Source organism: Arthrobacter gengyunqii, assembly GCF_023022985.1.
GTDB classification, from domain to species: Bacteria; Actinomycetota; Actinomycetes; order Actinomycetales; family Micrococcaceae; genus Arthrobacter_B; species Arthrobacter_B gengyunqii.
The window spans coordinates 834,283-859,423 of record NZ_CP095461.1 but is presented as its reverse complement, the minus strand read 5'-3'; the positions used below and the strand labels follow the sequence as shown (position 1 = coordinate 859,423).

The 25,141-nt window shown below is 66.5% G+C and carries 21 protein-coding genes; 13 read left to right on the top strand and 8 right to left on the bottom strand.

Features of this window, described 5'->3' with window-relative positions:
- Position 1 precedes the first annotated feature (1 nt).
- The 3 genes from MUG94_RS03905 to MUG94_RS03895 are packed head-to-tail and all read left to right on the top strand — an operon-like array spanning position 2 to position 2,371.
- Positions 2-1,405, top strand: a complete 1,404-nt coding sequence (locus MUG94_RS03905) for an NAD(P)/FAD-dependent oxidoreductase (protein ID WP_227908490.1) — start codon at positions 2-4, stop codon at positions 1,403-1,405.
- Between the two features lie 55 nt (positions 1,406-1,460).
- Positions 1,461-2,126, top strand: a complete 666-nt coding sequence (locus MUG94_RS03900; protein WP_227908489.1) for a hypothetical protein — start codon at positions 1,461-1,463, stop codon at positions 2,124-2,126.
- Positions 2,126-2,371 carry a helix-turn-helix domain-containing protein gene (locus tag MUG94_RS03895; RefSeq protein ID WP_227908488.1) on the top strand — a complete coding sequence of 82 codons (246 nt, stop codon included), beginning with the start codon at positions 2,126-2,128 and terminating at the stop codon, positions 2,369-2,371. Before MUG94_RS03900 ends, MUG94_RS03895 begins: the two co-directional genes overlap by 1 nt.
- A gap of 14 nt (positions 2,372-2,385) precedes the next feature.
- On the opposite strand, the gene MUG94_RS03890 is transcribed toward MUG94_RS03895, so the two are convergent.
- The gene (locus MUG94_RS03890; protein WP_227908487.1) at positions 2,386-4,038 is read right to left on the bottom strand and encodes a PucR family transcriptional regulator; all 1,653 of its coding nucleotides are present in this window, start codon (positions 4,036-4,038) and stop codon (positions 2,386-2,388) included.
- A 164-nt stretch (positions 4,039-4,202) separates the two neighbouring features.
- Between MUG94_RS03890 and MUG94_RS03885 the strand changes: the two genes are divergently transcribed.
- The 5 genes from MUG94_RS03885 to putP all read left to right on the top strand — a co-directional run bounded on the left by MUG94_RS03885 (position 4,203) and on the right by putP (position 11,644).
- On the top strand, positions 4,203-5,693 hold the full coding sequence (locus MUG94_RS03885; RefSeq protein WP_227908486.1) for a CoA-acylating methylmalonate-semialdehyde dehydrogenase: 1,491 nt from the start codon (positions 4,203-4,205) through the stop codon (positions 5,691-5,693).
- A 19-nt stretch (positions 5,694-5,712) separates the two neighbouring features.
- Complete coding sequence (locus MUG94_RS03880) at positions 5,713-7,086, top strand: aspartate aminotransferase family protein (RefSeq protein ID WP_227908485.1); 1,374 nt, start codon at positions 5,713-5,715, stop codon at positions 7,084-7,086.
- A gap of 5 nt (positions 7,087-7,091) precedes the next feature.
- Positions 7,092-8,531 (top strand): NAD(P)/FAD-dependent oxidoreductase, encoded by a 1,440-nt coding sequence (locus tag MUG94_RS03875; RefSeq protein ID WP_227908484.1) that lies wholly within the window; start codon positions 7,092-7,094, stop codon positions 8,529-8,531.
- Positions 8,528-10,033 carry a gamma-aminobutyraldehyde dehydrogenase gene (locus tag MUG94_RS03870; protein ID WP_227908483.1) on the top strand — a complete coding sequence of 502 codons (1,506 nt, stop codon included), beginning with the start codon at positions 8,528-8,530 and terminating at the stop codon, positions 10,031-10,033. The genes MUG94_RS03875 and MUG94_RS03870 overlap by 4 nt, the downstream gene beginning before the upstream one ends.
- Positions 10,034-10,132: 99 nt before the next feature.
- Positions 10,133-11,644: a sodium/proline symporter PutP gene (putP, locus tag MUG94_RS03865; RefSeq protein ID WP_227908482.1), complete on the top strand. Its 1,512-nt coding sequence runs from the start codon at positions 10,133-10,135 to the stop codon at positions 11,642-11,644.
- Between the two features lie 58 nt (positions 11,645-11,702).
- Here the strand turns inward: putP and MUG94_RS03860 are convergent, their stop codons facing one another.
- Entirely contained in the window at positions 11,703-12,665 is a 963-nt protein-coding gene (locus MUG94_RS03860) for an L-lactate dehydrogenase (RefSeq protein ID WP_227891596.1), read from the bottom strand.
- A 217-nt stretch (positions 12,666-12,882) separates the two neighbouring features.
- Here MUG94_RS03860 and MUG94_RS03855 point away from each other — a divergent pair, with 217 nt between their 5' ends.
- Together MUG94_RS03855 and MUG94_RS03850 are read left to right on the top strand one after the other, a co-directional pair.
- Entirely contained in the window at positions 12,883-13,320 is a 438-nt protein-coding gene (locus MUG94_RS03855) for a hypothetical protein (protein ID WP_227908481.1), read from the top strand.
- Positions 13,317-14,033, top strand: a complete 717-nt coding sequence (locus tag MUG94_RS03850) for a hypothetical protein (protein WP_227908480.1) — start codon at positions 13,317-13,319, stop codon at positions 14,031-14,033. Before MUG94_RS03855 ends, MUG94_RS03850 begins: the two co-directional genes overlap by 4 nt.
- Here the strand turns inward: MUG94_RS03850 and MUG94_RS03845 are convergent.
- The 6 genes from MUG94_RS03845 to MUG94_RS03820 all read right to left on the bottom strand — a co-directional run bounded on the left by MUG94_RS03845 (position 14,030) and on the right by MUG94_RS03820 (position 21,725).
- A complete protein-coding gene (locus MUG94_RS03845) occupies positions 14,030-14,752 on the bottom strand; it encodes a GntR family transcriptional regulator (protein ID WP_227908479.1) in 723 nt (240 codons plus the stop codon). The two genes, MUG94_RS03850 and MUG94_RS03845, sit on opposite strands and share 4 nt — an antisense overlap.
- Entirely contained in the window at positions 14,742-16,397 is a 1,656-nt protein-coding gene (locus MUG94_RS03840) for a dipeptide ABC transporter ATP-binding protein (RefSeq protein ID WP_227908478.1), read from the bottom strand. The genes MUG94_RS03845 and MUG94_RS03840 overlap by 11 nt, the downstream gene beginning before the upstream one ends.
- Entirely contained in the window at positions 16,381-18,129 is a 1,749-nt protein-coding gene (locus MUG94_RS03835) for a gamma-glutamyltransferase family protein (protein ID WP_231705240.1), read from the bottom strand. Before MUG94_RS03835 ends, MUG94_RS03840 begins: the two co-directional genes overlap by 17 nt.
- A gap of 70 nt (positions 18,130-18,199) precedes the next feature.
- On the bottom strand, positions 18,200-19,102 hold the full coding sequence (locus tag MUG94_RS03830) for an ABC transporter permease (protein ID WP_227908476.1): 903 nt from the start codon (positions 19,100-19,102) through the stop codon (positions 18,200-18,202).
- A complete protein-coding gene (locus MUG94_RS03825) occupies positions 19,102-20,055 on the bottom strand; it encodes an ABC transporter permease (RefSeq protein ID WP_227908475.1) in 954 nt (317 codons plus the stop codon). The genes MUG94_RS03830 and MUG94_RS03825 overlap by 1 nt, the downstream gene beginning before the upstream one ends.
- 2 nt (positions 20,056-20,057) lie before the next feature.
- Positions 20,058-21,725, bottom strand: coding sequence for an ABC transporter substrate-binding protein (locus tag MUG94_RS03820; RefSeq protein ID WP_227908474.1), 1,668 nt, complete (start codon positions 21,723-21,725; stop codon positions 20,058-20,060).
- 117 nt (positions 21,726-21,842) lie between these two features.
- On the opposite strand from MUG94_RS03820, the gene MUG94_RS03815 reads away from it, so the two are divergent.
- The 3 genes from MUG94_RS03815 to MUG94_RS03805 all read left to right on the top strand — a co-directional run bounded on the left by MUG94_RS03815 (position 21,843) and on the right by MUG94_RS03805 (position 25,140).
- Entirely contained in the window at positions 21,843-22,538 is a 696-nt protein-coding gene (locus MUG94_RS03815) for a YoaK family protein (RefSeq protein WP_227908473.1), read from the top strand.
- A gap of 62 nt (positions 22,539-22,600) precedes the next feature.
- Positions 22,601-23,155 (top strand): GNAT family N-acetyltransferase, encoded by a 555-nt coding sequence (locus MUG94_RS03810; RefSeq protein WP_227908472.1) that lies wholly within the window; start codon positions 22,601-22,603, stop codon positions 23,153-23,155.
- Between the two features lie 248 nt (positions 23,156-23,403).
- Positions 23,404-25,140, top strand: a complete 1,737-nt coding sequence (locus MUG94_RS03805; RefSeq protein ID WP_227908471.1) for an L-lactate permease — start codon at positions 23,404-23,406, stop codon at positions 25,138-25,140.
- Position 25,141 lies beyond the last annotated feature (1 nt).

Below are 25,141 nucleotides of genomic sequence, written 5' to 3'. Positions count from 1 at the left end.
CATGGACACATCCCATGCACCCGTCAACGGGCAGGTGTCCTTCTGGTACGCGGAAACGGGCCTGCCGGTTCCCCGCCCGGGCCTGGACGGGGACGCCGAGGTGGATGTCGCCGTCGTCGGAGCCGGTTACACCGGCCTCTGGACCGCCTACTACCTCAAGAAGGCACGCCCGGATCTGTCCGTGATGGTGCTCGAATCCCGGTTTGCCGGATTTGGCGCGTCCGGGCGCAACGGCGGCTGGCTGACCAATTCCATCACCGGCGGGCGCGGCCAGTACGTGAAGTCGCACGGCCGCGCCACGGTGGGCAGGTTCCAGGAGCTGCTCAATGCCACGGTGGACGAGGTGATTGCGGTGGCGGCGGCGGAAGGGATCGACGCCGGGATCGTCAAGGGCGGTGAGCTGAACGTGGCGCGCAACCCGGCGCAGCTGGGCCGGCTGACAGCGTGGGCCGAGGAGGAAGCGCAGTGGCCGCAGTCCGGGGCCCGGCTGCTCGATGCGGCGCAAACCGCGGACCGGGTGCGGATTGCCGGGGCGTTGGGCGGGCTGCACCATCCGCACTGCGCCCGGATCCAGCCTGCCCGGCTGGTGCGCGGCCTGGCCGCCACCGTCGAAGCCCTGGGCGTACCGGTTTATGAGCAGACTCCGGTCACCGAAATCCGGCCGGGAGGCGCCGGACTGAAAGCCGCAGCCGTGACCCCGCGCGGAACCGTGCACTCCCGATATGTGCTGCGCGCCACCGAAGGGTTCACCGCCAACCTGCCCGGATCCCGCCGCGAGTGGCTGCCGATGAACTCCTCCATGATCGTCACCGAACCGCTGGCGGATCGGTTCTGGGAAGACATCGGCTGGGCCGGCCGGGACACCGTGGCGGACATGGCACACGCCTACATGTACGCCCAGCGCACTGCCGACGGGCGGATTGCGCTGGGCGGCCGCGGCGTCCCCTATCGTTTCGGATCCCGGACGGACACCGACGGCGCCACGCAGCCGGCCACCATCACGGGGCTTACTGATCTGCTGCGGGAGATGTTCCCGGCCGCCGCCGGGGCACGAATCGACCATGCCTGGGCCGGAGTGCTCGGAGTGCCGCGGGACTGGAAAGCCACGGTGGGGTTGGATCCTGCCACCGGCGTCGGCTGGGCCGGCGGCTATGTGGGCACCGGCGTCGCGGCGTCCAACCTGGCCGGGCGCACCCTTCGGGACCTGATTGTGGCGCCGGACAGCGAGCTGACGGCCATGCCGTGGGTCAACCGGCGCGTGCGGAGCTGGGAGCCGGAACCGCTGCGCTGGCTGGGCGTGAACGCCATGTACCGCGCGTATTACGCGGCGGACCGCGCGGAACGCAGCGGACGGAGCACAACGTCGCCGATCGCCAAAGCTGCGGACCTGGTGTCGGGACGCTGAGTCCGGGGCCCTCGCCCTTCCGCCGGAAGGAACCTGCTGTTATCGTTTTCCGATAATGTCGAAAAACGATAACGGGGCCATCATGAAACAGGACACCGGCACGCAACGAGCCGCAGCGGGCGGCAAACGAATCGTGTCCCGCACGGACACGGCAGCGGCAATGATTCTGGCGGTTGCCGCCGCTGCTGCCGCCACCGTCCTGGCCGTTTACCGCATTGCCGATTACCTCACCGGCCCCGTCACACTGACCCTGCCGGTGATCACCACGCAGCTCAGCCCAACGGATCTGTCGCTCGGCGCCGAGGCGCACTACACGTCGGTGGAGGCGGTGATTCCCCGGGTTCCCGGTTCTGAGGCTGCCGCGCTGGCCTGGGGTGAAGCGTTGGACCTTCTGGCTGTGCTGGCAGTGCTGGCCCTGATGTTCCTGCTCGCTTTCCGGCTTCGACGGAACGTCCTGTTCACAGCCGGCTCGGCGTGGATCATTGTTTTCTGCGGAACGGTTCTGGCGCTGGCTGGAAGTGCCGGCCAGGCAGTCGACACGGTGGCCCGCACCCGGCTGGCGGACTCCATCGGCTTGGACCAGGGCACGGGAAACGAGTATGTCCTCTTCGCGGGCACCTTCAGCTTTGCGCCCGCTGTGGCCGGCCTGCTCCTCGTTTTGGTGGCGGGAGCATTCCAGTACGGCCGCCGTCTGCAGCGGGATACCGAAGGGCTGATCTGATGCCGGCCGAGGATGAGGCAAGCATTCACTGCCGGCTTGATGAACTGCTGGAGCAGCGCGGCATGACGCTGACGGAGCTGAGCCGGCAGGTGGGCGTCAGCGTGGTGAACCTGTCAGTACTGAAAAATGACCGCGCACGCGCCATTCGCTTCTCCACCCTCACCGCCGTGTGCCGGGCGCTGAACTGCGAGGTGGGAGACCTGCTGACGGTGGAACCTGCCGCGGACGCTCCCCGCCGGACCTGAAGGCACGCGCATCCTCAGCCCGCCGCCGACAGGGACCGCAGCTGCCGCAGGAGCACTGCCACATGCAGCGACGTCCGCGATTCGGGGTCATCAAGGGATACGCCCAGCCGCTCTTCCAGCCGCTCCAACCGGGAGTACAGGGTGGGGCGGCTCAGGTAACCGCGGCGGGCCAGCTCCGTTTTGTTGCCGCCGCACTCCAGGAAACGCTGCAGCAGTGCCAGGTCCTCCCCCGCGCCTTCCTCAAGGATTCCGCGCAGCTCGGTGTCAGCAAACGCGGCGGCCCGGGGATCTTCGCGCAGCAGCGCCAGCAGTCCGCGGAGCCGGACGTCGGTGGACCGGAAGTACCGCCGGGCGCCGCCGGACATGGTTCCAGCAGTCTGGGCCACATGCGCCGCCTCATCCAGGCCGGCAGCGGCATCCGAAAGAGCGGAGCGGGCACGTCCCGCCCCTGCCGTCCAGGTCAGCGGTTCGTCGGCTGCAGCGGATCGTTCCGCCAGCACCCCGCAGATGCGTTCCAGCACACTGTCTTCGAGGAGCCGGGCGGGCAGGGCCAGCAGCACTGCCACCTGGCCGGTCTGCAGGGCAGCGGCCAACGCGGAATTCCGGGTGGAGGACAGGACGCTGTCCAGCAGCTCAAGCAGGGCGCGTTCCTTGCGCTGCATGGACATCGGATCCCGCCCGGCGCCTGCGTCCAGATGCAGCACCAGCGGCAGGTAGGCCGGCGAAGGTTTCAGCCCCAGCGCCTGGGCCCGGGTTTGGACTTCGGTTTCTTCGGGCACCCTCGGAGAGCGCAATTCATGGATCAGTCCGGCCTGGGCCTGCTGCGCCAGACCGGCCTGGTCACGCTCGGTCAGCCGGTTGATGGACAGTGCCTGCCCCGCGCGTTCCAGCACCATGGAAGCTTCCGCAGCAGCTTCCACCGAATCCGGAAGCCCGGGCATCACCAGCCGGCCCCACTGCTGGCTGCCCAGCCCCACGGGCGTCTGCAGCCACTCTGCCCCCGGCGTCGCCGGGGAACCTCCGCCGGCACGGTCTCCGCCCTGGTCGGAGCGGTGCACCGCGCGTGAGCGGCGCTGCCAGTCGCGCAGCAAATCCTGCGGAGGCACCGGTCCCGGTGCAAAGGCCACCACCAGATGTGAGCCGTCTTCGAGCACCACCGGAGCGGCCAGAAGCTGCGATGCCCGGTCCACGATCTCCTGCACCCCGGCGCTTTGCAGGCTCAGCATGGTGAACACCTCGTGGACCTCCCGCGCCCTGGCCACCTGTTCAAACTGCCCGGCCACGATCCGCCGGTGCACCACCTCGGTGACCTCCACGAAACGGATCTGCCGGTGCAGCCGGATCACCGGCAGCCGTGCAACCGCGGCGGCAGCGGCAAGGGCCGCGGCATCCGCCGCCCGCTCGCCGGAGAGCTCAACGATCACTGCCGCTGCTCCGGCAGCCTCCAACCCTGCCAGATACTCCGCCGCATCCGCGGCCGAATCCCCGAAAGCCAGTCCGGTGGTGAGCACCAGCTCCCCGCCCTCCAGCAGGTCTGCCAGGTTCCTCAACTCCGCGACGTGCACCCAGCGCACCGGGCGTTCCAGGAGTTCCCCTCCGGCCAGCACTTCGGGAGCGCCGGCGCGCACCACGTCCAGGTCCAGCACGGCAGCGACGGTCAGCATCATGCGGCGAGTCTAAGCCGTGACGGTCCCCGGATTCTTACAAACCGTAAAGATGGCCGCATATTTCCTGACAGGTTGCCAATGGTGTCTGCGGAGCCGCCGCGACAGGATGGTGCCACTTCCGTTTTAGCGTTCCATCCACAGGCGTTCCATCCACAGGAGCAGGCATGCAGACCACCCAGCACTGGATTAACGGCATCTTCACCGCACCCGCCGACACCCGGCTCTCCGATGTCACCAATCCGGCCACCGGCAAGGTCACGTCCCAGGTGGCCCTGGCCTCCGCGGAGACTGTCAACGACGCCGTCACCGCCGCCAGCGCGGCCTTCCCGCTCTGGCGCGACACATCGCTGGCCCGCCGGGTGCAGATCCTCTTCACCTTCCGCGAACTGCTCAACGCCCGCAAACCGGAGCTGGCAGCCATCATCACCGCCGAGCACGGCAAGGTGCTCGACGATGCCCTCGGCGAGATCAGCCGCGGCCAGGAGGTCGTGGAATTCGCCTGCGGCATTCCACACCTGCTCAAGGGCGGCTACACCGAAAACGCCTCCACCAACGTGGACGTGCACTCCCTGCGCCAGCCGGTGGGCCCGGCCGCGATCATCAGCCCCTTCAACTTCCCGGCCATGGTGCCGATGTGGTTCTTCCCGGTCGCCATCGCCGCCGGCAACACCGTCGTCGTCAAGCCCAGCGAAAAGGACCCGACGGCGGCCAACTGGATGGCGGAACTGTGGAAGGAAGCCGGCCTGCCGGACGGCGTCTTCAACGTGGTCCACGGCGACAAGGAAGCGGTGGACACCCTGCTGCACCACCCGGACATCAAGTCCGTCTCCTTTGTCGGCTCCACACCCATTGCGCAGTACGTCTACCGTGAAGCCACGGCCGCCGGAAAGCGCGTCCAGGCCCTGGGCGGCGCCAAGAACCACATGATTGTCCTGCCCGACGCCGACCTGGACCTGGCAGCGGACGCCGCCGTCAACGCGGGCTTCGGTTCCGCCGGCGAGCGCTGCATGGCGATCTCCGCGCTGGTCGCCGTCGAACCGATTGCCGATGAGCTGGTGGCCAAGATCGCCGAGCGCACCCGCACGCTGCGTGTCGGCGACGGACTGCGCGGCGCCGACATGGGGCCGCTGGTGACCGCCGCCCACCGCGACAAGGTTGCCGGTTACATCGATGCGGGCGCTGCCGCCGGCGCCGGCGTGGTGGTGGACGGCCGGGACGTGGCGCCCGACGCCGAGGGCGAGGGTTTCTTCCTCGGCCCCACTCTGTTTGACCACGTCACGCCGGACATGTCCATCTACACCGACGAGATCTTCGGTCCGGTGCTTTCCGTGATCCGTGCGGACAGCTACGACGATGCGCTGGCGCTGATCAATGCCAACCCGTACGGCAACGGCACCGCCATCTTCACCAACGACGGCGGCGCCGCCCGGCGCTTCGAAAACGAAGTGGAGGTGGGAATGGTGGGCATCAACGTGCCGATCCCCGTCCCCATGGCCTACTACTCCTTCGGCGGCTGGAAGAACTCGCTCTTCGGCGACTCGCACGCCCACGGCACTGAGGGCGTGCACTTCTTCACCCGTGGCAAAGTGGTCACCACCCGCTGGCTGGACCCCAGCCACGGCGGACTCAACCTCGGCTTCCCGCAGAACGCCTAAGACCAAAGGAACACCGAATATGAACACCACCACCGAATCCGCAGTCACTGAAGCGGAACTCGCCGCCGGCCGCCGAGCCTACGAGCTGGACCGCCAGCACGTTTTTCACTCCTGGTCCGCGCAGAAGCAGATTAAGCCCATGACGGTTATCCGCGCCGAAGGGTCCCATGTATGGGACGGCGAGGGACGGAAACTGCTGGACTTCTCCTCGCAGCTGGTCAACACCAATATCGGCCACCAGCATCCCAAGGTGGTCGCCGCCATCCAGGAGCAGGCCGGCAAGCTCTGCACCATCGCTCCGCAGTACGTCAACGACGCCCGCTCCGAAGCGGCCCGGCTGGTCTCCGAACTCACTCCCGGCAACCTGGACACCATCTTCTTCACCAACGGCGGCGCCGACGCGGTGGAGCATGCCGTCCGGATGGCCCGCCTGCACACCGGACGCTACAAGGTCCTCTCCGCGTACCGTTCCTATCACGGCGGCACCGCCCTGGCGGTGAACGTCACCGGGGACCCCCGCCGCATCCCCAACGACTACGGCACCGCCGGCACGGTCCATTTCCATGCTCCCTTCCTGTACCGCTCCCAGTTCCACGCCACCACCGAGCAGGAAGAATGCTCACGCGCGCTGGACCACTTGGAGCAGATCATCCAGCTGGAGGGGCCGTCCGCATTTGCCGCCGTGGTGCTGGAATCCATTCCCGGAACCGCCGGGATCATGGTCCCGCCGCCCGGTTACCTGGCCGGTGTCCGCGAACTGACCCGCCGCTACGGCATCATGTTCATCGCCGATGAGGTGATGGCAGGCTTCGGCCGCTCCGGAAAGTGGTTCGCCGTCGAGCACGGCGGAGACGTGGTGCCGGACCTGCTCACCTTCGCCAAGGGCATCAACTCCGGCTACGTGCCGCTGGGCGGCGTGGCCATCTCCGATGAAATTGCCGCCACCTTTGCCGACAAGGCCTACCCCGGCGGGCTGACCTACTCCGGCCATCCCCTGGCCTGCGCTGCGGCCGTGGCCACCATTGGCGCCATGCTGGAGGAGGGCATGGTGGAAAACGCCGCGCGCCTGGGCGACACCGTCTTCGGACCCGGGCTGGCGGAGTTGGCAGCCAAGCATCCCAGTGTGGGCGAAGTCCGCGGCACCGGCGCCTTCTGGGCCGTCGAGCTCGTCAAGAACCGCGAAACCCGGGAGCCAATGGCACCCTACGGCGCCTCCAGTCCGGAGATGAACACCCTGATTTCCGCGTGCAAGGACCGCGGGCTGCTGCCGTTCGCCAACTTCAACCGCCTTCACGTGGTTCCGCCGCTGAACGTCACCGATGAGGAAGCCCGCACGGGACTGGACATCCTCGATGACGTCCTGGGTATCGCTGACACCTTCGTCAGCGAATAAGTGCCATGGGTGCCACCGTTTATGAACAGGCCGAACAACGTTTTCCGCCGACTGCCGTGGCGGGCTCACTCGCGTCTGCCACATCCGGTTCCTACTGGCTGGATGACCCCGAACGCCCCGACGCCCTGCCCGCACTGAGCGGGAATATGGACGCCGGTCTCGCCGTCGTCGGCGGCGGTTACACCGGCTTGTGGACCGCGCTGCTGGCCAAGGAGCGCGATCCCGGCCGGAACGTGGTGCTGCTCGAGGGCGGCAGGGTGGGCTGGGCGGCCTCGGGGCGCAACGGCGGGTTCTGCGAAGCGTCCCTGACCCACGGGGAGGCCAACGGACGCGCCCATCTGCCCGGCGAAGCCGAACAGCTGGAACGGCTCGGGCGGGAAAATCTGAGGGAGATTGCCGCCGCGGTGGACCGCTACGGCATCGACTGCGGTTTTGAATGGACCGGAACCCTGTCCGTGGCCACGGAGGAACACCAGGTGCAGTGGCTGGCCGAGGAAGCCGGAGCGGATCCGGATCTGGTGTTCCTGGACCGGCAGGAGGTCCGCAAGGAGGTGGATTCTCCGCTGTATCTGGCCGGCCTCTGGGACCGGAAAAGCACCGCCATGCTCAACCCCGCCCGCCTGGCGTGGGGCCTGCAGCGCGCCTGCCTGGCTGCCGGCGTCGAAATCCGTGAGCACACGCCGGTGCGCGGCATCGAAAACCTGGGCAGCCGGGTTCGGCTCACGGCCGACGGCGGCACCGTCACCGCCGACCGGGTGGCGCTGGCCACCAATGTGTTCCCCTCGCTGCTCAAGCGGACCCGGCTGCACACCGTTCCGGTCTACGACTACGTGCTGATGACCCAGCCGCTGACCGACGGCCAGCTGGCCGCCGTCGGCTGGCACAACCGGCAGGGACTGGCCGACCTGAACAACCGGTTCCACTACTACCGGCTCACCACCGACGCGCAGGGCCGGTCCCGGATCCTGTTCGGCGGCTATGACGCGGTCTACCATTTCGGCCGTTCCCTGAAGGCCGAACATGACGGGCGCCGCGCCAGCTATGACCGGCTGGCAGCCCATTTCCGCGCCACGTTTCCGCAGCTGGCGGAGGTGTCCTTCAGCCATGCGTGGGGCGGAGCCATTGATACCTGCAGCCGGTTCTTCCCCTTCTTCGACACAGCTCACGGCGGCAAGACCGCGTACTGTGCAGGCTTCACCGGTCTTGGCGTGGGCGCCACCCGGTTCGGTGCCAACGTGCTGCTGGACCTGCTCTCCGGCGAGGACACCGAACGCACCCGGCTGAAGATGGTCCGCAGGAAACCGCTGCCGTTTCCGCCCGAACCGGCAGCATGGCTGGGCATTAAAATCACGACGGCGGCCCTGGTCCGCGCGGACCGCCGGCAGGGCAGGCGCGGACCGTGGCTAAAGGCCTTGGACAGCATCGGAATGGGGTTTGATTCATGAGCACAACAACACCGGCGTTTGACGGCGGCCACCAGTTCATCAACGGCGCGTACCGGCAGGGCCGCGGCGAGGAGGCCAAACGGATCAATCCGGCCACCGGCGAGATCAGCGAAACCCTGCGCTATGCGGATGCCCGGGATGTGAACGACGCCGTCGCCGCCGCCAAGGCCGCCTTCGCCGGGTGGTCCAGGAGAATTCCCGCCGACCGTTCCGCAGCGCTGCTGCGCCTGGCGGCTGAGCTGGACGCCCGGGCCGGGCAGCTCGCCGCCCTGGAGACCGCACAGACCGGAAAATCCATCCGGATGTCCACGGAATTCGATGTTCCGGGAACCGTGGACAACGTCTCCTTCTTCGCCGGTGCCGCCCGCCAGCTGCACGGGCTGGCCGCCGGTGAGTACGGGGCCGGCGGAACCTCCATGATCCGGCGTGAACCGATCGGTGTCATCGGCTCCATCGCCCCGTGGAATTATCCCCTGCAGATGGCCGGCTGGAAGATCCTGCCCGCCGTTGCAGCCGGCAACACCATTGTGCTCAAGCCCAGTGAGCTGACCCCGGGAACCACCCTGCTCTTTGCCGAAGCGGCAGCCGCCGCCGGAATTCCCGACGGCGTGATTAACGTGGTGACGGGATCGGGTCCGGTCTGCGGAGAGCTCCTGGTGACCCATCAGGATGTGGCCATGACCTCCTTCACCGGATCCACCGCCGTCGGGCGCCGGATCATGGCGCTGGCGGCCCGCACCGCCAAGCGGGTCCACCTTGAACTCGGCGGCAAGGCGCCCTTTGTGGTGTTCGACGATGCCGACGTCGAGGCCGCAGCGCACGGCGCCGTGGCCGGTTCCATCATCAACGGAGGACAGGACTGCACCGCCGCCACCCGCGCCTACATCCAGCGGCCCCTGTTCGAGGAATTTGCCGCCCGGGTGGCAGAACTCATGGACTCCGTGGTGGTGGGCGATCCCACCGATCCGGACACGGACCTGGGCTCCCTGATCAGCCATGTCCACCGCGACAAGGTGGCCGGCTTCGTGGCCCGCGCCCGGGCCGCCGGCGCCACCGTCCGGGCCGGCGGCAGCGCCCCCGGCGGGAACCTGGCCGGCGGGGCGTTCTACCGGCCCACTCTGGTCACCGATGCAGCTCAGGACTCGGAAATCGTGCAGGACGAGGTCTTTGGTCCGGTGCTCACCGCACTGCCCTTCGACTCCGACGATGACGGTATCCGCCTCGCCAATGACACCGCCTACGGACTGGCAGCCTCCGCCTGGACCCGCGATCTGTCCCGCTCCCTGCGCGCCAGCGAGGAAATCGCGGCGGGCTGTGTCTGGATTAACGACCACATTCCGATCGTCTCCGAAATGCCCCACGGCGGGTACAAAGCCTCAGGCTTCGGCAAGGACATGTCCCAGTACTCCTTCGAGGATTACACCAACATCAAGCACGTGATGCTGGGCCGCGATGCGGCAGCCCACAAGGACTGGCAGGACACGGTTTTCCGCTCCCGCTGAACCGCTCGATTTCCCGCTCACTGTGACGGTTGGCATACTTGTACGGGCCTTCGGGCCCCGACCACGATACGTAACCAGAGTGAAACGGCTAACAACACTATGACTGACCAGACGTACAAACTGATCGCCATGGCGATTTATATGCTCGCCATGCTGGCGATCGGCTGGTGGGCCTACCGGCGTACCACTGACCTCGACGACTACATGCTCGCCGGCCGAGACCTGAAGCCGGGCGTCGCCGCCCTCAGCGCCGGAGCCTCGGACATGTCCGGCTGGCTGCTCATGGGCTTGCCGGGGGCCATCTACGTCTCCGGACTGGTGGAAGGCTGGATCGCCGTCGGCCTCACCGCCGGTGCCTGGCTGAACTGGAAGTTTGTAGCTCCCCGCCTGCGCTCCTACACCTTGGTCTCCAACAACTCCATTACGGTGCCCAGCTTCCTGGAGAACCGGTTGAAGGACCGTTCCCGCATCCTGCGCGTGGTTTCCGGGGTCATCATCCTGGTGTTCTTTACGTTCTACGTCTCCTCCGGCATGGTGGCCGGCGGCGTGTTCTTTGAAAGCTCCTTCGGCTCCTCCTACCTGGTGGGCATGCTGATTGTCGCCGGCGTTACCATTGCCTACACGCTCTTCGGCGGATTCCTCGCCGCCAGCTACACCGACGTCGTCCAGGGCCTGATGATGCTCGCCGCGCTGATCCTCGTTCCGCTCGTGGGCCTGGGACAGGTTGGCGGCTTCGGCGGCATGACCGATTCCCTCCGCGAGATCAACCCGGACATGCTGGATCCGATCGCCGGCGGCACCGCCGTGGGCATCATCTCCGCTCTGGCCTGGGGCCTGGGCTACTTTGGCCAGCCGCACATCATTGTCCGCTTCATGGCGCTGCGCTCTCCCGCTGACGCTAAGGCCGGACGCCGGATCGGCGTGGGCTGGATGCTCCTGACCGTGGTCGGCGCCATCATGACCGCACTGATCGGCGCTGCGTACTTCCAGCAGAACAACCTCACGCTCAGCGACCCCGAGGCCGTGTTCCTGGAACTGGCGCAGATCTTCTTCCATCCGCTGATTGCCGGCTTTGTCCTGGCGGCCGTGCTGGCAGCCATTATGAGCACCATTTCATCGCAGCTGATCGTGACATCCTCGGCACTGGTGGAGGACCTCTACAGAATTGTGCTCAAGCGCGATGCTTCCCCGCGCTCCATGGTGATGCTCGGCCGCATGGCCGTGCTGGTGGTCTCCGTGATCTCGATCCTGATCGCTGTGAGCCGCAACGCCTCCATCCTGGAACTCGTGGGCTTCGCCTGGGCCGGATTCGGCGCCGCCTTCGGCCCGACCATCCTGCTGGCACTGTACTGGCGCAAGCTCACCACAGCCGGTGCCCTGGCCGGCATGATCGCCGGTGCTGTCACTGCGTTCCTTTGGGGAACCTTCGAAATGCCCGGCATCCTGGGCGACGTTTACGAGATCATCCCGGGCTTCCTCATCAATCTGCTGCTGACCATTGTTGTCAGCCGGTTGACGTTCAAGCCTTCAGCTGAGATCGACGCCGAATTCGACGACGCCGTGCGAATTTCCAAGGGCGACGCCGAACCGGCAACGACCGTCCCCGCCTAGCTCCGCGGGAACCCGCGGGCGGAGCTGCTGCATCCACGGGAGAAGGCACCCTCACCAGCTACACCCCAAGTTTGGTGAGGGTGTTCCGCAGCGTCTCGGCGGAGTCCTGGAACTGCCGGGTTTCCGCCTCGTCCAGGGGCATTTCCAGCATGCCGTAGACGCCGTTGATGCCTACGATTGAGGGCAGGGACAGCGCGACGCCCTCAATGCCGTAGGCGCCCTGCATGATCGCCGACACCGGCAACACCGCGTTCTCCGCCTGCATGATGGCTTCCACAATCCTGATTCCGGCCAGCCCGATGGCGTAGTTGGTGGCACCCTTGCCCTCAATGACCTTGTAGGCGGCTGTCACCACGTCATGGGTGACCGCGTCCAGATACTCCTGGGTGAAAACCTGCCGGCCGCTGATTTTCCAGTCCCGAATCGGCACCGGACCAATGGAGGCGCTGGACCACACCGGAAACTCCGAGTCCCCGTGCTCCCCGATGATGGTGGCGTGCACGCTGGTCATCAGCACGTGCGCTTCCCGGGCCAGCAGCAAACGCAGCCGGGAGGTGTCCAGCACGGTGCCGGAGGAGAAAATCCGGTTCCAGGGAAGACCGGAAGCCTTCTGGGCCGCCACGGTCAGCACATCACAGGGGTTCGTGACAACCACGTACACGGCGTCCGGCGCCTGTTCCATCAGCTGCGTCATCAGGTTTTGAATGATCCCGACGTTGACCCCGGCCAGGTCGAGCCTCGATTGTCCCGGTTTCTGCCGTGCCCCGGCCGTAATCACGATGACATCCGATCCTGCCAGCGCCTCTATGTTTCCGCCGCCGGTCACCGTGTTTGCGCCGGTAAACTGCGTGCCGTGGGCCAGGTCCAGCCCCTCGGCTTCGGCCCTGACGGCATCAATGTCGTAGATCGCAATTTCCCGGGCTGCATCCCGGATAAGGGCGGCGTAGGCGAGGGACGTCCCCACGCTTCCGGCGCCTACGATTCCCAGTTTGGTCACGGGCCTGGTGGTGATATTGGCCATGGCAGAGCCTCGCTCAATAGGTTTGGATCCTCTTTCCAGCAATGGTAGGCGCGGGCACGGCCCAGGGGAACGGCCGAGCCTTCCAGCCGCTCTGCCTCGGCGGGAGTCATGTGTTCCCAGGCTCGGCCCGACGCCGCGTCACTCGATGTGCGTTACCGCCAAAAAACTTGTCACCAGGGGGTAGACAACCTCCGAACCGGCGCGCACACTTCACAACATGAATAGTCACCCCGGGGATGACAACCCCGGACCCCGATGGGACAGCGTCCTGTCCCACCGGCCTCCGGAAGAGCGGAAAGCCATTGCCAGCCGCTTCGAGGCGGCCGGGTTGTCAGCAGAGCACGTGCGCGCCGTCCTGGCAGACGGCGGGGACCTGCTTTACGCTGCAGCTGCCGAAGGCTCTCCCGGATGGGCGGACCGATTTGGCGGCACTCTGGCCGCGGCCTTGCTGGCCGGTGAAGTCGGTGCACTCGCTGCCCAGCTGGGCCGGCGGGCCTCGGGCATCAGGTCAATCGCGGCGGCGGACCTGCTCGAAGACTTCAGTGCGGTAACGGTCGCCGAAGAGCTGGGCGTGTCCCGGCAGAAGATATACGAAATTGCCCGGGGCGGCCTGCGCGGCCCGCACCTGGACACGGTCCCTTGGAGGTCACCGTGAAAACCATCAATGAACGCGTCCAACTTCCCGACGCCAACGAACAGTATCTTGTCCATCCGCTGGATTTGGCACCAGCCCGCCGGCCGTTCCTGCTGGCTTGGGTGATGGGCATTATCGGCTCACCCCAGGTGTTTGCCGCCGTCGCGGCCCTGGTGTGGGTTGGAAGCAACAACTTTGTGGTGCCTTTTGTCGCGGCTGGATCAACCATGCTCTTCGCCAACCTCGCAGCGGCCTGGTTTCGGCGTGAAGCATGGTCCAACATCCCGGGCAAGCGCCGGGACTCGGACCGGCGGCTGCTGGGACTGAACCTGCTGGCCGCCGTCGTGCAGGCACTGGCGCTGGCGGCAGCGGCGGTACTGCTGATCCTGTGGTTCATCAACCGGACCGTCTCGCCGGAGGTGGCGGCCTTTGCCACCGGCACGGTCACAGCAGTCACCGTGCTGATGGCCGTCGATGTGGTGGTGACCGCCGTCCGGACCCGCAGCGGGACGGCCGCCCTGGCTCCAGCGGTGAACCTGCTCGTGGTGGCCGCGGTGTCCTGGTGGGGATTCCTGGTTATCGCCGGGCGGACCGGACCGCTGGATATGTCCACCGTCATTGCCGGAGCGGCGGTGCTCGTGGCGGTATGGGGCCTGTGGCTGGCCTGGTCCGTGTGGCAGCGCCGGCGGATTGCCCGCGGCGCCGCCGGCGGCAGCACTGCGCCGGCCGCCTAGCCCTTGGGAAGCTGCACCGGAGTGAAGCGGCTCAGGTAGCCGGCGCGGGACTGCTCCACATGGGAACGCATCAGTTCCTGCGCGCGGTCCGCGTCGCCGGAATCGACGGCGGTCATCAGCACCCGGTGCTCGGCCCAGGAGTCCTTGCCGCGGTTGTCCACGTCCGCTGCGTAAAGCCATTCGATCTTGCCGGCCAGCTGGCGCAGCAGTGCAGTGAGCGAGCGGCTGTCCGCCAGCTCGGCCACCGCAAGATGGAAACGGACATTCAGCTCCGGCAGCCTTTCCAGCCTGCCGTCCGCAACAGCCGTATCTCCGGCGGCCAGAATCTCGGCAACCCTGCCCCGTGCCGACCACCACTCGTCGTCGGGCGTTCCGGCGGCCAGCTGCCTGCCGGCGCGCTCGGCGGCCCGGCGTGCAGTGGCCGTTTCCACGACGGTCCGGACAGCGAAGAGGTCATCGGCCTCGTCCACCGGAATGTTGGAGACCGTGGAACCGGCGTAGGGCCGGGATTCCACGAATCCCTCCGCTTCAAGGGTGCGCAGCGCCTCCCGGACCGGAACCCGCGAAATGCCGTATTTCCGGGCCAGCGACGCTTCCGTAATCCGGGCGCCGGGCGTCAGGACGCCGAAGATAATGTCGCGGCGGATTTCGTCTTCGATGCGGTCTTTGGGAGCGGCAGCGGGCTCGGGAAGCCCGGCGGGTGCCGGTTCAGCGGGCAAATGCCGCTCCCGGGATCGCGCTCAAGAGCTCCGAGGTGTAATCCTGCTGCGGAGCCAGGAAGATCTGATCCGCTGTTCCGTTCTCAATGACTTCTCCGGCTTTCATGACTACTACATTATGTGCAATCTGCCGGACGACGGCGAGGTCATGAGTGATGAACAGATAGGTCAGCCCCAAGCGGTCCTGCAAATCGGCCAGCAGCGACAGGATCTGGTCCTGCACCAGAACATCCAGTGCGGACACTGCTTCGTCGCAGATCAACAGCTCCGGCTCGGGAGCCAGTGCACGTGCGATGCCTACCCGCTGGCGTTGGCCGCCGGAAAGCTCATTCGGCCGGCGCTGGGCGATGCTGCGCGGCAGCGCCACCTGATCCAGCAGCTCAGCCACGCGGTTGCGGCGGCTGGTGCGGTCGCCGATGCCAAAGATGCGCAGCGGTTCGTCGATCAGCCGCTCAATACTGAAGGTTGGATCCAGTGAGCCGTAGGGATCCTGAAAAACCGGCTGCACCATCCGCCGGAGCCGGCGCCGTTCCGGACCGCGGCTGGCGGAGATGGATTGTCCTCCCACCAGCGCCTCCCCGCCGCTGGGCGCATCCAGTCCGAGCAAAATGCGCGCCACCGTCGTCTTGCCGGATCCGGATTCACCCACGACGGCGGTGGTGGTTCCCTTGGCCACGGTGAAGGACACGTCTTTGAGAGCCCGCACCACCTGCCCGCGCTGTCCCCGGAGCTTGAACTCCTTCGCCAGGCGGCTAACCCGCACCACCGGTTCCGGATCATGATCTTCCGGCGCCGCCGCGGCTGATGAGTCTTCAGGCGACAAAGCGGCCGAGACCGACGGCGCTGCCGCCACCAGCGTTTTCGTGTACTCCTGCTGCGGATCCAGCAGGATTTGCCGCGGTGTGCCTTCCTCCCCAATCCTGCCGTCCGACATCACGATGATCCGGTCGGTGCGGTCCGCCGCCAGCCCGAGGTCGTGTGTGATGAACAGCAGGGTGGTGCCGCGCGCCTCCACCAGCTTCTGCAGGTGGTTCAGGATCTGCCGCTGCACTGTCACGTCCAGGGCGGAAGTGGGTTCATCTGCGATCAGCAGTTCCGGATCGCCGGCAAGGGCAATCGCGATGAGCACGCGCTGGCGCATGCCGCCGGAAAACTCGTGCGGATACTGGCCGTAGCGCCGTTCGGCATCAGGGATGCCCGCTTCGGCCATGAGTTCCACCGCACGGCGCTTGACGCCCTCCCGGTTGTTGTCCGTGACGCCCTGGCTGCCGTTGCTGATCAAGGCGTCGGCAATCTGCGCTCCCACCTTCATCGCCGGATTGAGGTTGGACATGGGGTCTTGGGGAACCAGCCCGATCTGCCGGCCGCGGATGCCCCGCATCCGGGCTTCGGGTGCGGCGGCAAGGTCCACGCCGTCGAGCTCAATGGAGCCCCCGGTGATCCTTCCGCTGCCGGGCAGCAGCCGCAGGACCGCCGCAACAGTGGTGGACTTGCCGGATCCGGACTGCCCCACGATCGCCACCCGCTCACCCCTGCGCAGGTTAAGGCTGATGCCGTGCAGCACTGGAGTGCCGCCGAAACTGACCTCCAGGTCCCGGACGGCCAGCAGCATGTCCGGATGAGTGGTTTTAGCGTCCTGCTGCATATCCCTGTGCTCCCCTCGGGTTGGCGGCTGCCTTGAGCAGTCCGGTGGCCGGATCGCTGACCACTGAGGACAGGCGGCCCAGGGCCCAGTCCCCGGCCCGGGTGACCACATGGCCGCGGGCTTCGAGGCCCTCAATGACGTCGTCTCCCAGACGGTCCTCCACCACGGCTCCGCCGGGTGTCCAGGTCCGCGGATAAAAGGATCCGGGGATGGACGTGGTGTGCAGGGCGGGGGCATCAACGGCCTGCTGCGGAGAATATCCGCCAACAAGCGTGCGCAGCAGGTACAGCAGCTGCCACTGGTCCTGCTGGTCGCCGCCGGGCGAGCCCAGGGCGGTGACCGGCTGGCCGTCCTTGAGCACCAAAGTGGGCGTCAGCGTGGTCCGGGGCCGCTTGCCCGCGGCCAGGGTGGACGGTGCGCCTTCTTCCAGCCAGGTCATCTGCAGCCGTGAGCCCAGGCAGAAGCCCAGTTCCGGAATGGTGGGCGAGGACTGCAGCCAGCCGCCGGAAGGAGTCGCCGAGACCATGTTGCCCCACTGGTCCACCACGTCCACATGGCACGTGTCGCCGCGGGTCTCCCCCGTCGGCATGACGGTGGGCTCGCCGACGCCTGCGAAGGCATGCTGCCCTTCCAGTGCAGGCGCGAAGTACTCGGTGCGCAGCGGCGGAAGGAACGGCGTGCGCCCGGGCACCGTGCCGGGGCGGAATTCGTGCGAGGCGCTGTCCGTGATCAAGGCGCGGCGGGAGGCGGCGTATTCCTCGCTGAGCAGGTACTCCATCGGAACATCGGCGTCGCCGTAGTAGGCCTCGCGGTCTGCGATGGCGAGCTTCTGCGCCTCCAGGATGGTGTGCGCGCCCAACTCGGTGGAGGGATCCAGATATTCGTCGTCGTAGCCGGCCAGGATCGCCAGCGTCTGCAGCAGCGCCGGCCCCTGCCCCCAGGGCCCGGTCTTGGCGATCGTGTGGCCGCGGAACTCATAGGTCAGCGCCGGTTCGTACGACGCGCTGCTGGACGCGAAGTCCTCCAACGTCATGACGCCGGCGTGGTCCGCTCCCGAGGAATGCCGGTGCGGCACGGACAGGAAATCCACGGCGGCCCGCGCCACGAAGCCTTCGCGCCATTCGCGGCGGGCTGCCTCGATGCGTTCTTCGCGGGTGCCCGCGGAGCTGCCTGCTGCCGTAAGCCGGTCCAGGACCACGGCATACGCTTCGTTCCTGATGATGTCCCCGTCCGCCGGGATCATCCCGTCGGGCATCCACTGGGCGGCCGAGGTGGGCCAGTGCTCCGTGAAGAGGTCCGCCACGGACGCGATGGTGGTGCCTACCCGACCAACAACGGGATGGCCGTTGCGGGCGTACCCCACGGCGAAAGACAGGACATCACCGAGTTCCCAGGTGCCGTGGTCCCGCAGCAGCATCAGCCAGGCATCGACGGCGGCCGGAACGGCTGCGGCGAGGGCTCCGGCCCCGGGTACCAGCTCCAGTCCCTCCGACAGGTAGTGTTCGGGCGTGGCCGCGGCCGGGGCGGCGCCCTGGCCCATCAGGACCACCGGTTCGGACGGGTTCTCGGCGGTGACGAATACCCCGGTCATGTCTCCGCCGGGACCGTTGAGGTGCGGTTCCACCACGTGCAGGACAAAGGCCGCGGCGACGGCCGCGTCAAAGGCGTTGCCGCCGCGTTCCAACACTGCTTGGGAGGAGGCGGTGGCCAGCCAATGCGTGGACGCGCTCATGCCGAACGTTCCCTGGAGGGTGGGGCGGGTGGTAAAGGAATCGGGTGCTGTGTAGGTCACGGTGTCTTGGTCACTTTCGGCTGGAGTTGGTGGGGTCAAGGGCGTCACGCAGGGCGTCCCCGAAAAGGTTGAAGGAGAGGCAGATTGCCGCGATGGCCAGGCCCGGGAAGATGGCGGCGGTCGGTGAGCGGAAGATGTACTGCTGGGCGTCCGAGAGCATGATGCCCAGGCTGGGAGTGGGAGGCTGGATGCCCAGGCCAAGGAAGGACAGCAGCGCTTCGCCGATCACTGCCACCGGCATGATGACCGTGGCCTGCACAATGACGGCGGAAGCGGCGTTGGGCAGCACGTGGCTGAAGATGATCCGCAGCCCGGAGGCATCCATGGTCTTGGCGCCGAGCACAAAATCGCTTTCCTTGATGCGCAGGGTTTCGCCGCGGACCACCCGGATCATGGTGGGCACCTGGGCAACGCCGAGCGCGACGGCGGCGTTGGTGAGGCTGGGTCCGCTGATGGCCGCCAGTGCCACGGCAATGATCAGGAAGGGAAAGGCCAGTGTCACATCGGTGAGGCGGGAAATAATGCCGTCCAGCCAGCGCCAGTATCCGGCGAGCAGGCCCAGCGGGGTGCCGATCACCACGGCCAGCGCCACGGAGAGGGCACCCACCTTGAGGGAGGCCTGGATTCCGAAGAGCAGCCGGGAAAAGATGTCGCGGCCCAGGTCATCGGTGCCCAGCAGGAACCCCACAGTGCCCGGCTTCTGGAACGGTGTCTCGAAGTGCACCTGCGTTGGGCTGTAAGGAGCCAGGACCGGAGCAAGCAGCCCGGCCAGGATCACGAGTGCCAGCAGGATCCCGCCGGTCAGTCCCAGCGGGTTGTGCAGGAGGGATTTGAGGACCCTGCCGCGCCCGGTTCCCAGCCCCTGGTCTGTTCCGGGCGGGGTGGGGGGAAGAACGGTCTCGGTAACAGCCATTAGTTGCTTCCTCCGACTCGGATGCGCGGATTGATCAGGGAGTACAGGATGTCCACGGCCAGGTTGATCACAATGTAGGAGACGGTGATGATCAGGACCACGGCCTGGATGACCGGATAGTCGCGGGTGAAAACGGCGTCCAGGGTGAGCTTGCCGAAACCGGGCAGGGCGAAGATCCGCTCGGTCACCACGGCACCGGAGATCAGCCCGCCGAGCTGCAGGCCCACAATCGTGACCACCACGATCAGGGAGTTGCGCAGCCCGTAGCGCATCAGGACCCGGCCCCGTCCCAGGCCTTTGGCGCGGGCGGTCCGGACGTAGTCGGTGTTCATGGTCTCAATCATCGAGGCCCTGGTCTGGCGCATGATGACGGCTGCCAGCCCGGTGCCCAGGATCAGTGCCGGCAGAGTCAGGTAGTAAATCCCGCGCAGCGGATCCTCGGTAATGTCCACGTAGCCTGAAGCCGGGAACCAGCCCAGCGTCACGGACAGGTACAGGATGGCCAGGATGCCCAGCCAGAAATTCGGAACGGACAGGCCAATCAGGGCAAAGCCGTTGGCCGCCCATTCCGGCCACCGGCCGCGGAAGCGTTCAGCAATGACGCCGAACAGGATGCCCACGATCACGGCCACGGCAATGGCGTAGGCGGACAGCCACAGGGTGACCGGCAGCGTGGTGGCAATCAGGTCCGTGACGGCCGTCCCGGTCCGGGTGGAAGTCCCAAAGTCGCCCCGGAACATGTTGCCGATGAACTTTCCGTACTGGGTGATCACGGATTCATTGAGTCCCAGTTGCTCCCGGACGGCTTCCACCTGCTCGGGAGTGGCTTCCTCTCCGGCCATGGCCAGGGCCGGATCGCCGGGCAACTGGCGGACGCCGAAGAAGATCACCAGTGAGGCCAGGACCAGCGTGAGCGCGGACTGCCACAGCCGCGTACCAAGATAACGGAGCATGGTCAGCCCTCCTTTTCCACGAATGCTGCAGTACCAAGCCTGACCACGCCGTCGGGGTAGGTCGCCACACCGGCAACATCCTTGGTGTAGCCGGTCAGGCTGCGCACCCGGTACAGGTACAGGATGGGATTGTCTTTGTGCACCTGCTCGACCACTTTTCCGTAGAGTGCGGCCCGTGTGTCCGAATCAGTGGACTGGGCAGCTTCGGTGAGCAGCCGGTCCACCTCGGGATTGGAATAACCGGAGTAGTTGTTGCCCCCGCCGGTCTTCAGGAAGTTGGACATGTTGCCGTGCGGATCAATCCGGCCCGACCAACCCAGCTGAAGGGCTTCAAAATCACCGCGGGTCTGGACGTCCAGCAGAGTTGAATACTCCACCGGGAGGATGGTCAGGTCAAAGCCACCCTCGGAAACTGCCGCCTGCAGCGCCTGTGCGTAGCGCAGCGTGTCCGGGGAGTTGGTGACCTGCATGGTGATGGGAAACGGCACCGGGGCTCCGGTGGATTCCAGCAGGGCGAGCGCGGCCTCCGGATCATAGTCCACGCAGTCTTCACTCAGCTCTGAAGCATACGGACTGTCCGGAGACACCGGCGAACACGCCGGTTCATACCAGCTGTTGAACACCGTGTTGACCAGGGCTTCCCGGTCAATGGACATGGACAGTGCCCGGCGGATGTCCGCCTGCCGGGAAAGAGGCGTGCCGAGGTCGCCGGGCGGCTCTCCGGTGCCGTCCACATTGCCGAGGTTGACCGTCATTGCCTGGTAGCCCAGTGAACCGATCTGCAGGATGCCGAGGCCTTGCTCCTGGACCAGCGCATCCACGTCCTGGGGCGAAATGGTGTCCGCCACCTGCACGTCGCCCGAGCGCAGGTTGGCCGCGCGGATGTTGGCGTCCGTCATGATGCGGTAGGTGATGGTGTCCAGATGGACGGCGCCGGCGTCGTAATACAGCGGGTCGCGTTCCACCGAAATGGATGTCTGGGGAACCCGTTCCTTGAACTTGAAGGGGCCAACGCAGACCGGATGGTCGCCGAAGGCGTCCCCTGCCTGCTCCAGGGCCGTGGGCGAGAGCATCATCCCGGCGCGGTCGGCCAGGGCCGCGGTCAGCGGGGCGAAGGGTGTTTCATAGGTGATCTCCAGCAGGAACTCCCCGACGGCGCTGATGCCGCTGATCGGACCCAGCTCGCCCTTGCGGGTGGATCCCTCCAGCGTCAGGTGCCGTTCCAGGGTTGTCTTCGCAGCCTCGGCATTGAAGGGGCTTCCGTCCGCGAAGACAGCGTCCGTCCGCAGTGGAATGCTGACGGTCAGTCCGTCCGCTGAGATTTCCGGAAGCTCGGTAGCCAGCTGCGGTGCCAGCTCACCCTCCGCGTCAATGTCGTAGAGCTTCTGGCACATGGTCTGCATGACATAGCGCGTGTACAGGGAGGATGAAGTGGTGGGGTCCAGTCGGTCGGGTTCGGCGGAGAGGGCCATGACCAGGTCTCCGCCTTCAATGACGGTTCTTCCATCCAGCTCGGCGGCAGGAACATCCTGGCGCTCCGGAGCAGGTTCGAGGGCCTGGATCGGTGCACAGGCACTTAGCAGCAGGACTGCGGCACCGCCCGCGGCGGCGGCTTTGATTCCAGTCCAACCCCGCCCCGGCAGGCTGTGTGAGGTGCGAAATGATGCCATGGGAATCCTTGAATCTCGAGGGTCCGGCTTTGAATACAATCGAAGCTACACCCATAAGTTCGTATACAGTTACCGGCATCACATTTATTTTTCGACTTTTTTGAAGGAGCTCCCGGCGTGAAGCGTTTGAATGCGGTGCCCACCGACCGGGTCCATCTCTGGCTGATGCTGGGACTGACCTTTTCCACCGGAGTGGTGGACGCCGTGGGTTATCTGGGGCTGGACCGGGTGTTCACCGGCAACATGACGGGAAACGTCGTCCTCCTGGGCATGGCGTTCGCCGGCGGGGCGGACCTGCCGATCCTGCGGCCCGCGCTGGCCCTGGTCTTCTTCATGCTTGGCGCCGCCCTGGCGGGACGGATGCTGCGCAAGGGCCCTGACGGCTGGTCCTGGCGCACGTCTGTTGCCCTGACCGTCGTGGCCGCAGGCCTCAGTGCGCTCGCCGTCTTCGTGGCGGTGGCGGACGTCCAGGGCAACGAAATGCTGGGCAGCCTCACCACCTCCACCATGGCTGCGGTCATGGGAGTGCAGGCAGCCACGGCCAAGCGGCTGAAGGTAGCCGAAATCACCACTGTGGTGGTCACATCCACCATCACCGGGTTGGCTTCGGATTCCAAGCTGGCCGGCGGCAGCAGCCTGTACTGGCAGCGGCGGGCGCTGGCCATAGCCCTGATCCTGCTCGGCGCGCTGGCGGGTGCGGCTGCCCTGAAAGTCGATCTGTGGCTGGGTCTGGCGGTCTCGGCCGCCATCTCGATTGCGGTGGCTGTGATGGGCTACGTACGCCATCACCGTGAGCTCCGGACCGACGCCTAGGCCGGGCCAGCAGCACCGTAACACCGCTGTTCCGCCCCGCGGGCGTGCCCTAGAGTGGGTCCATGCCCGCACAGGATGTAGCCGACTGGACTCCGGTCCACACCCGTCGGCTGATACTTCGGCGCCCCGAAGGCAGTGACGAATATGCCGCCCTGGATCTGCACACCGATCCCCGGACCAATGTGCACCACCCGGCCCCGCGCACCGTCACGCGAGCTTCCTCAGCCCGGATTTTCCACGAAATAGGGCTGCACTGGTACCGCCACGGGTTCGGCGTCTGGGCCGTCAGCACCCGGGACGATCCGCAGACGCTGATCGGTTTCACCGGCCTGTCCCACCGGCTGGTCCATGCCCGCCCCGCGCTGAACCTTTACTACCGATACTTTCCTGAGGTCTGGGGCCGCGGCTACGCCACCGAGGGCGCCTGCGAGGCCGTCCGCCTCGCTGAAGATCTACTGCCCGGCTTGCCGGTGGTCGCTTACACCACGGCGGACAACATCGGTTCGCAGCGCACTGCCCTCGCCGCCGGTCTGGATCGGCGTGAGGACCTCGACGTCGACCGGGGCACCTACCGCGACATCTACCTGGCCCGCGGCTGGTACACAGGCCCGCAATAAGGGCACACCGTCAGTGAATCTCCGCGCGGCCACCACTGCGCCCCCCACGCCTTCATCCCGTGGTTGGCCCCGCCGTCAACCCCGTTTCCCTGTTGATCAGCATTTTCCCGGCAGCCGGTACCGGACGTCCCTGCCGGACTTAGTCTGATTTTGGGCTTCCGAGCTGTTCGCAGCCCGCGTTTCGGCGGCATCGCCCGCTTCCCGTGTTTCCCGTTGACGCCGCGGTCCGGCGCGATCCGGAGGTAACCATGGATAGCTTCACCCCCAGCACCGACGCGGTAGCCAACAGCATCATCTGGTCAGCGCTTCTGGCCCTGGTTCCCCTGCTCCTCTTTTTCTTCCTGCTCGCCTACGTCAAGACCAAGGCCTACGTAGCCGGCGCCTATTCCCTGCTGGCGGCACTGGTCATTGCCGTGCTGGGCTTCTCCATGCCCGTGGGCCTGGCTTTGCTCTCGGCCACGCAGGGCGCCGCCTTCGGCTTGTTCCCGGTGGTGTGGATCATCATCATGGCCGTGTGGCTGTACCAGGTCACCGTCCTGAGCGGCCGGTTCGAGGACCTGCGCCGCGTGTTCGACGCCGTCGGCGGAGGCGACCTGCGGGTCCAGGCCATCCTTGTGGCGTTCTGCTTCGGCGGACTGCTGGAGGCGCTGGCAGGGTTCGGGGCGCCGGTGGCGATCACCGTCACCATGCTGCTGGCACTGGGCATCGCCCCCATCCGCGCCGCCGCCGCAGTCCTGGTGGCCAACACCGCACCGGTGGCCTTCGGGGCACTCGCCATTCCCATTACGACGGCGGCCAACCTCACCAATTATCCCGGCGAAGAGATCGGCGCCGTGGTGGGACGCCAAACCCCGCTGCTCGCCTTCTTCATCCCCCTGGTGCTGCTGTTCATCCTGGACGGGCGCAAAGGCCTGCGCGACTGCTGGCCGGTGGCCCTGGTCACCGGCGTCGTCTTCTCCGTAATGCAGTTCCTGTGCTCCAACTACTTCTCCTACGAACTTACCGACATTGTTGCCTCGCTGATCGCGATGGCCGCCGCCGTCGGCTTCCTGCGGGTGTGGCATCCCCGCAACGGAGCAGAGGCCGACGCGCGGATGAGCGAGGAACTCGCCGCCGCCCGCGCGTCCGGCTGGACTCCGGCAGGTGCCGGGAACGCGGACGTCGGTACGGCCGCAACGGACACTGCAGCGGACCGGCTCACTCCGGGCCGGGCGTGGATGGCACTGTTCCCCTATGTGCTGGTGATTGTCGTTTTCGGCATCGTGAATCTGTGGACCTGGGGCGTCAACATTCCCGAAGCGCTGGAAAAGACGATCATTCAAATTCCCTGGCCGGTCCTGCATGAGAAACTTCTGGACGCCAACGGGCAGCAGCAGTCGTCCACCATCTACAGCTTTGAGTGGCTGATCAGCCCGGGCTCCCTGCTGCTGATCAGCGGGCTCATTGTGGCGATGGTCTATTCGCGGTTCAATGACGGCGGCCGGTATCCGCTGGCCATCGGTGAAGCCGTAAAGGAAATCGGCCGAACGGCGGTCCGGATGCGCTCGGCCGCCATGACCATCCTGGCGGTGCTGGCCCTGGCCTATGTCATGAACTTCTCCGGACAGACCGTCTCGATTGGAACCTGGCTGGCCGGAACCGGGGCCTTCTTCGCGTTCCTTTCCCCGGTATTGGGATGGATCGGCACCGCCGTGACCGGTTCGGACACCTCGGCCAACGCACTGTTCGCCAAGCTGCAGCAGACCGCCGGAATCCAAGCCGGCATCGATCCGCAGCTCTTGATCGCGGCAAACACCGGCGGCGGAGTGATGGGCAAACTGATCAGCCCGCAGAACCTTGCCATCGGCGCTGCGGCAGTGAACATGAGCGGGCAGGAATCGGTCTTGTTCCGCAAGGTGGTGGGCTGGAGCCTCATCCTGCTGCTGGCCCTGTGCTGCATCGTCTTCCTGCAGTCCACACCGGTGCTCGGCTGGATGCTGCCGTAGT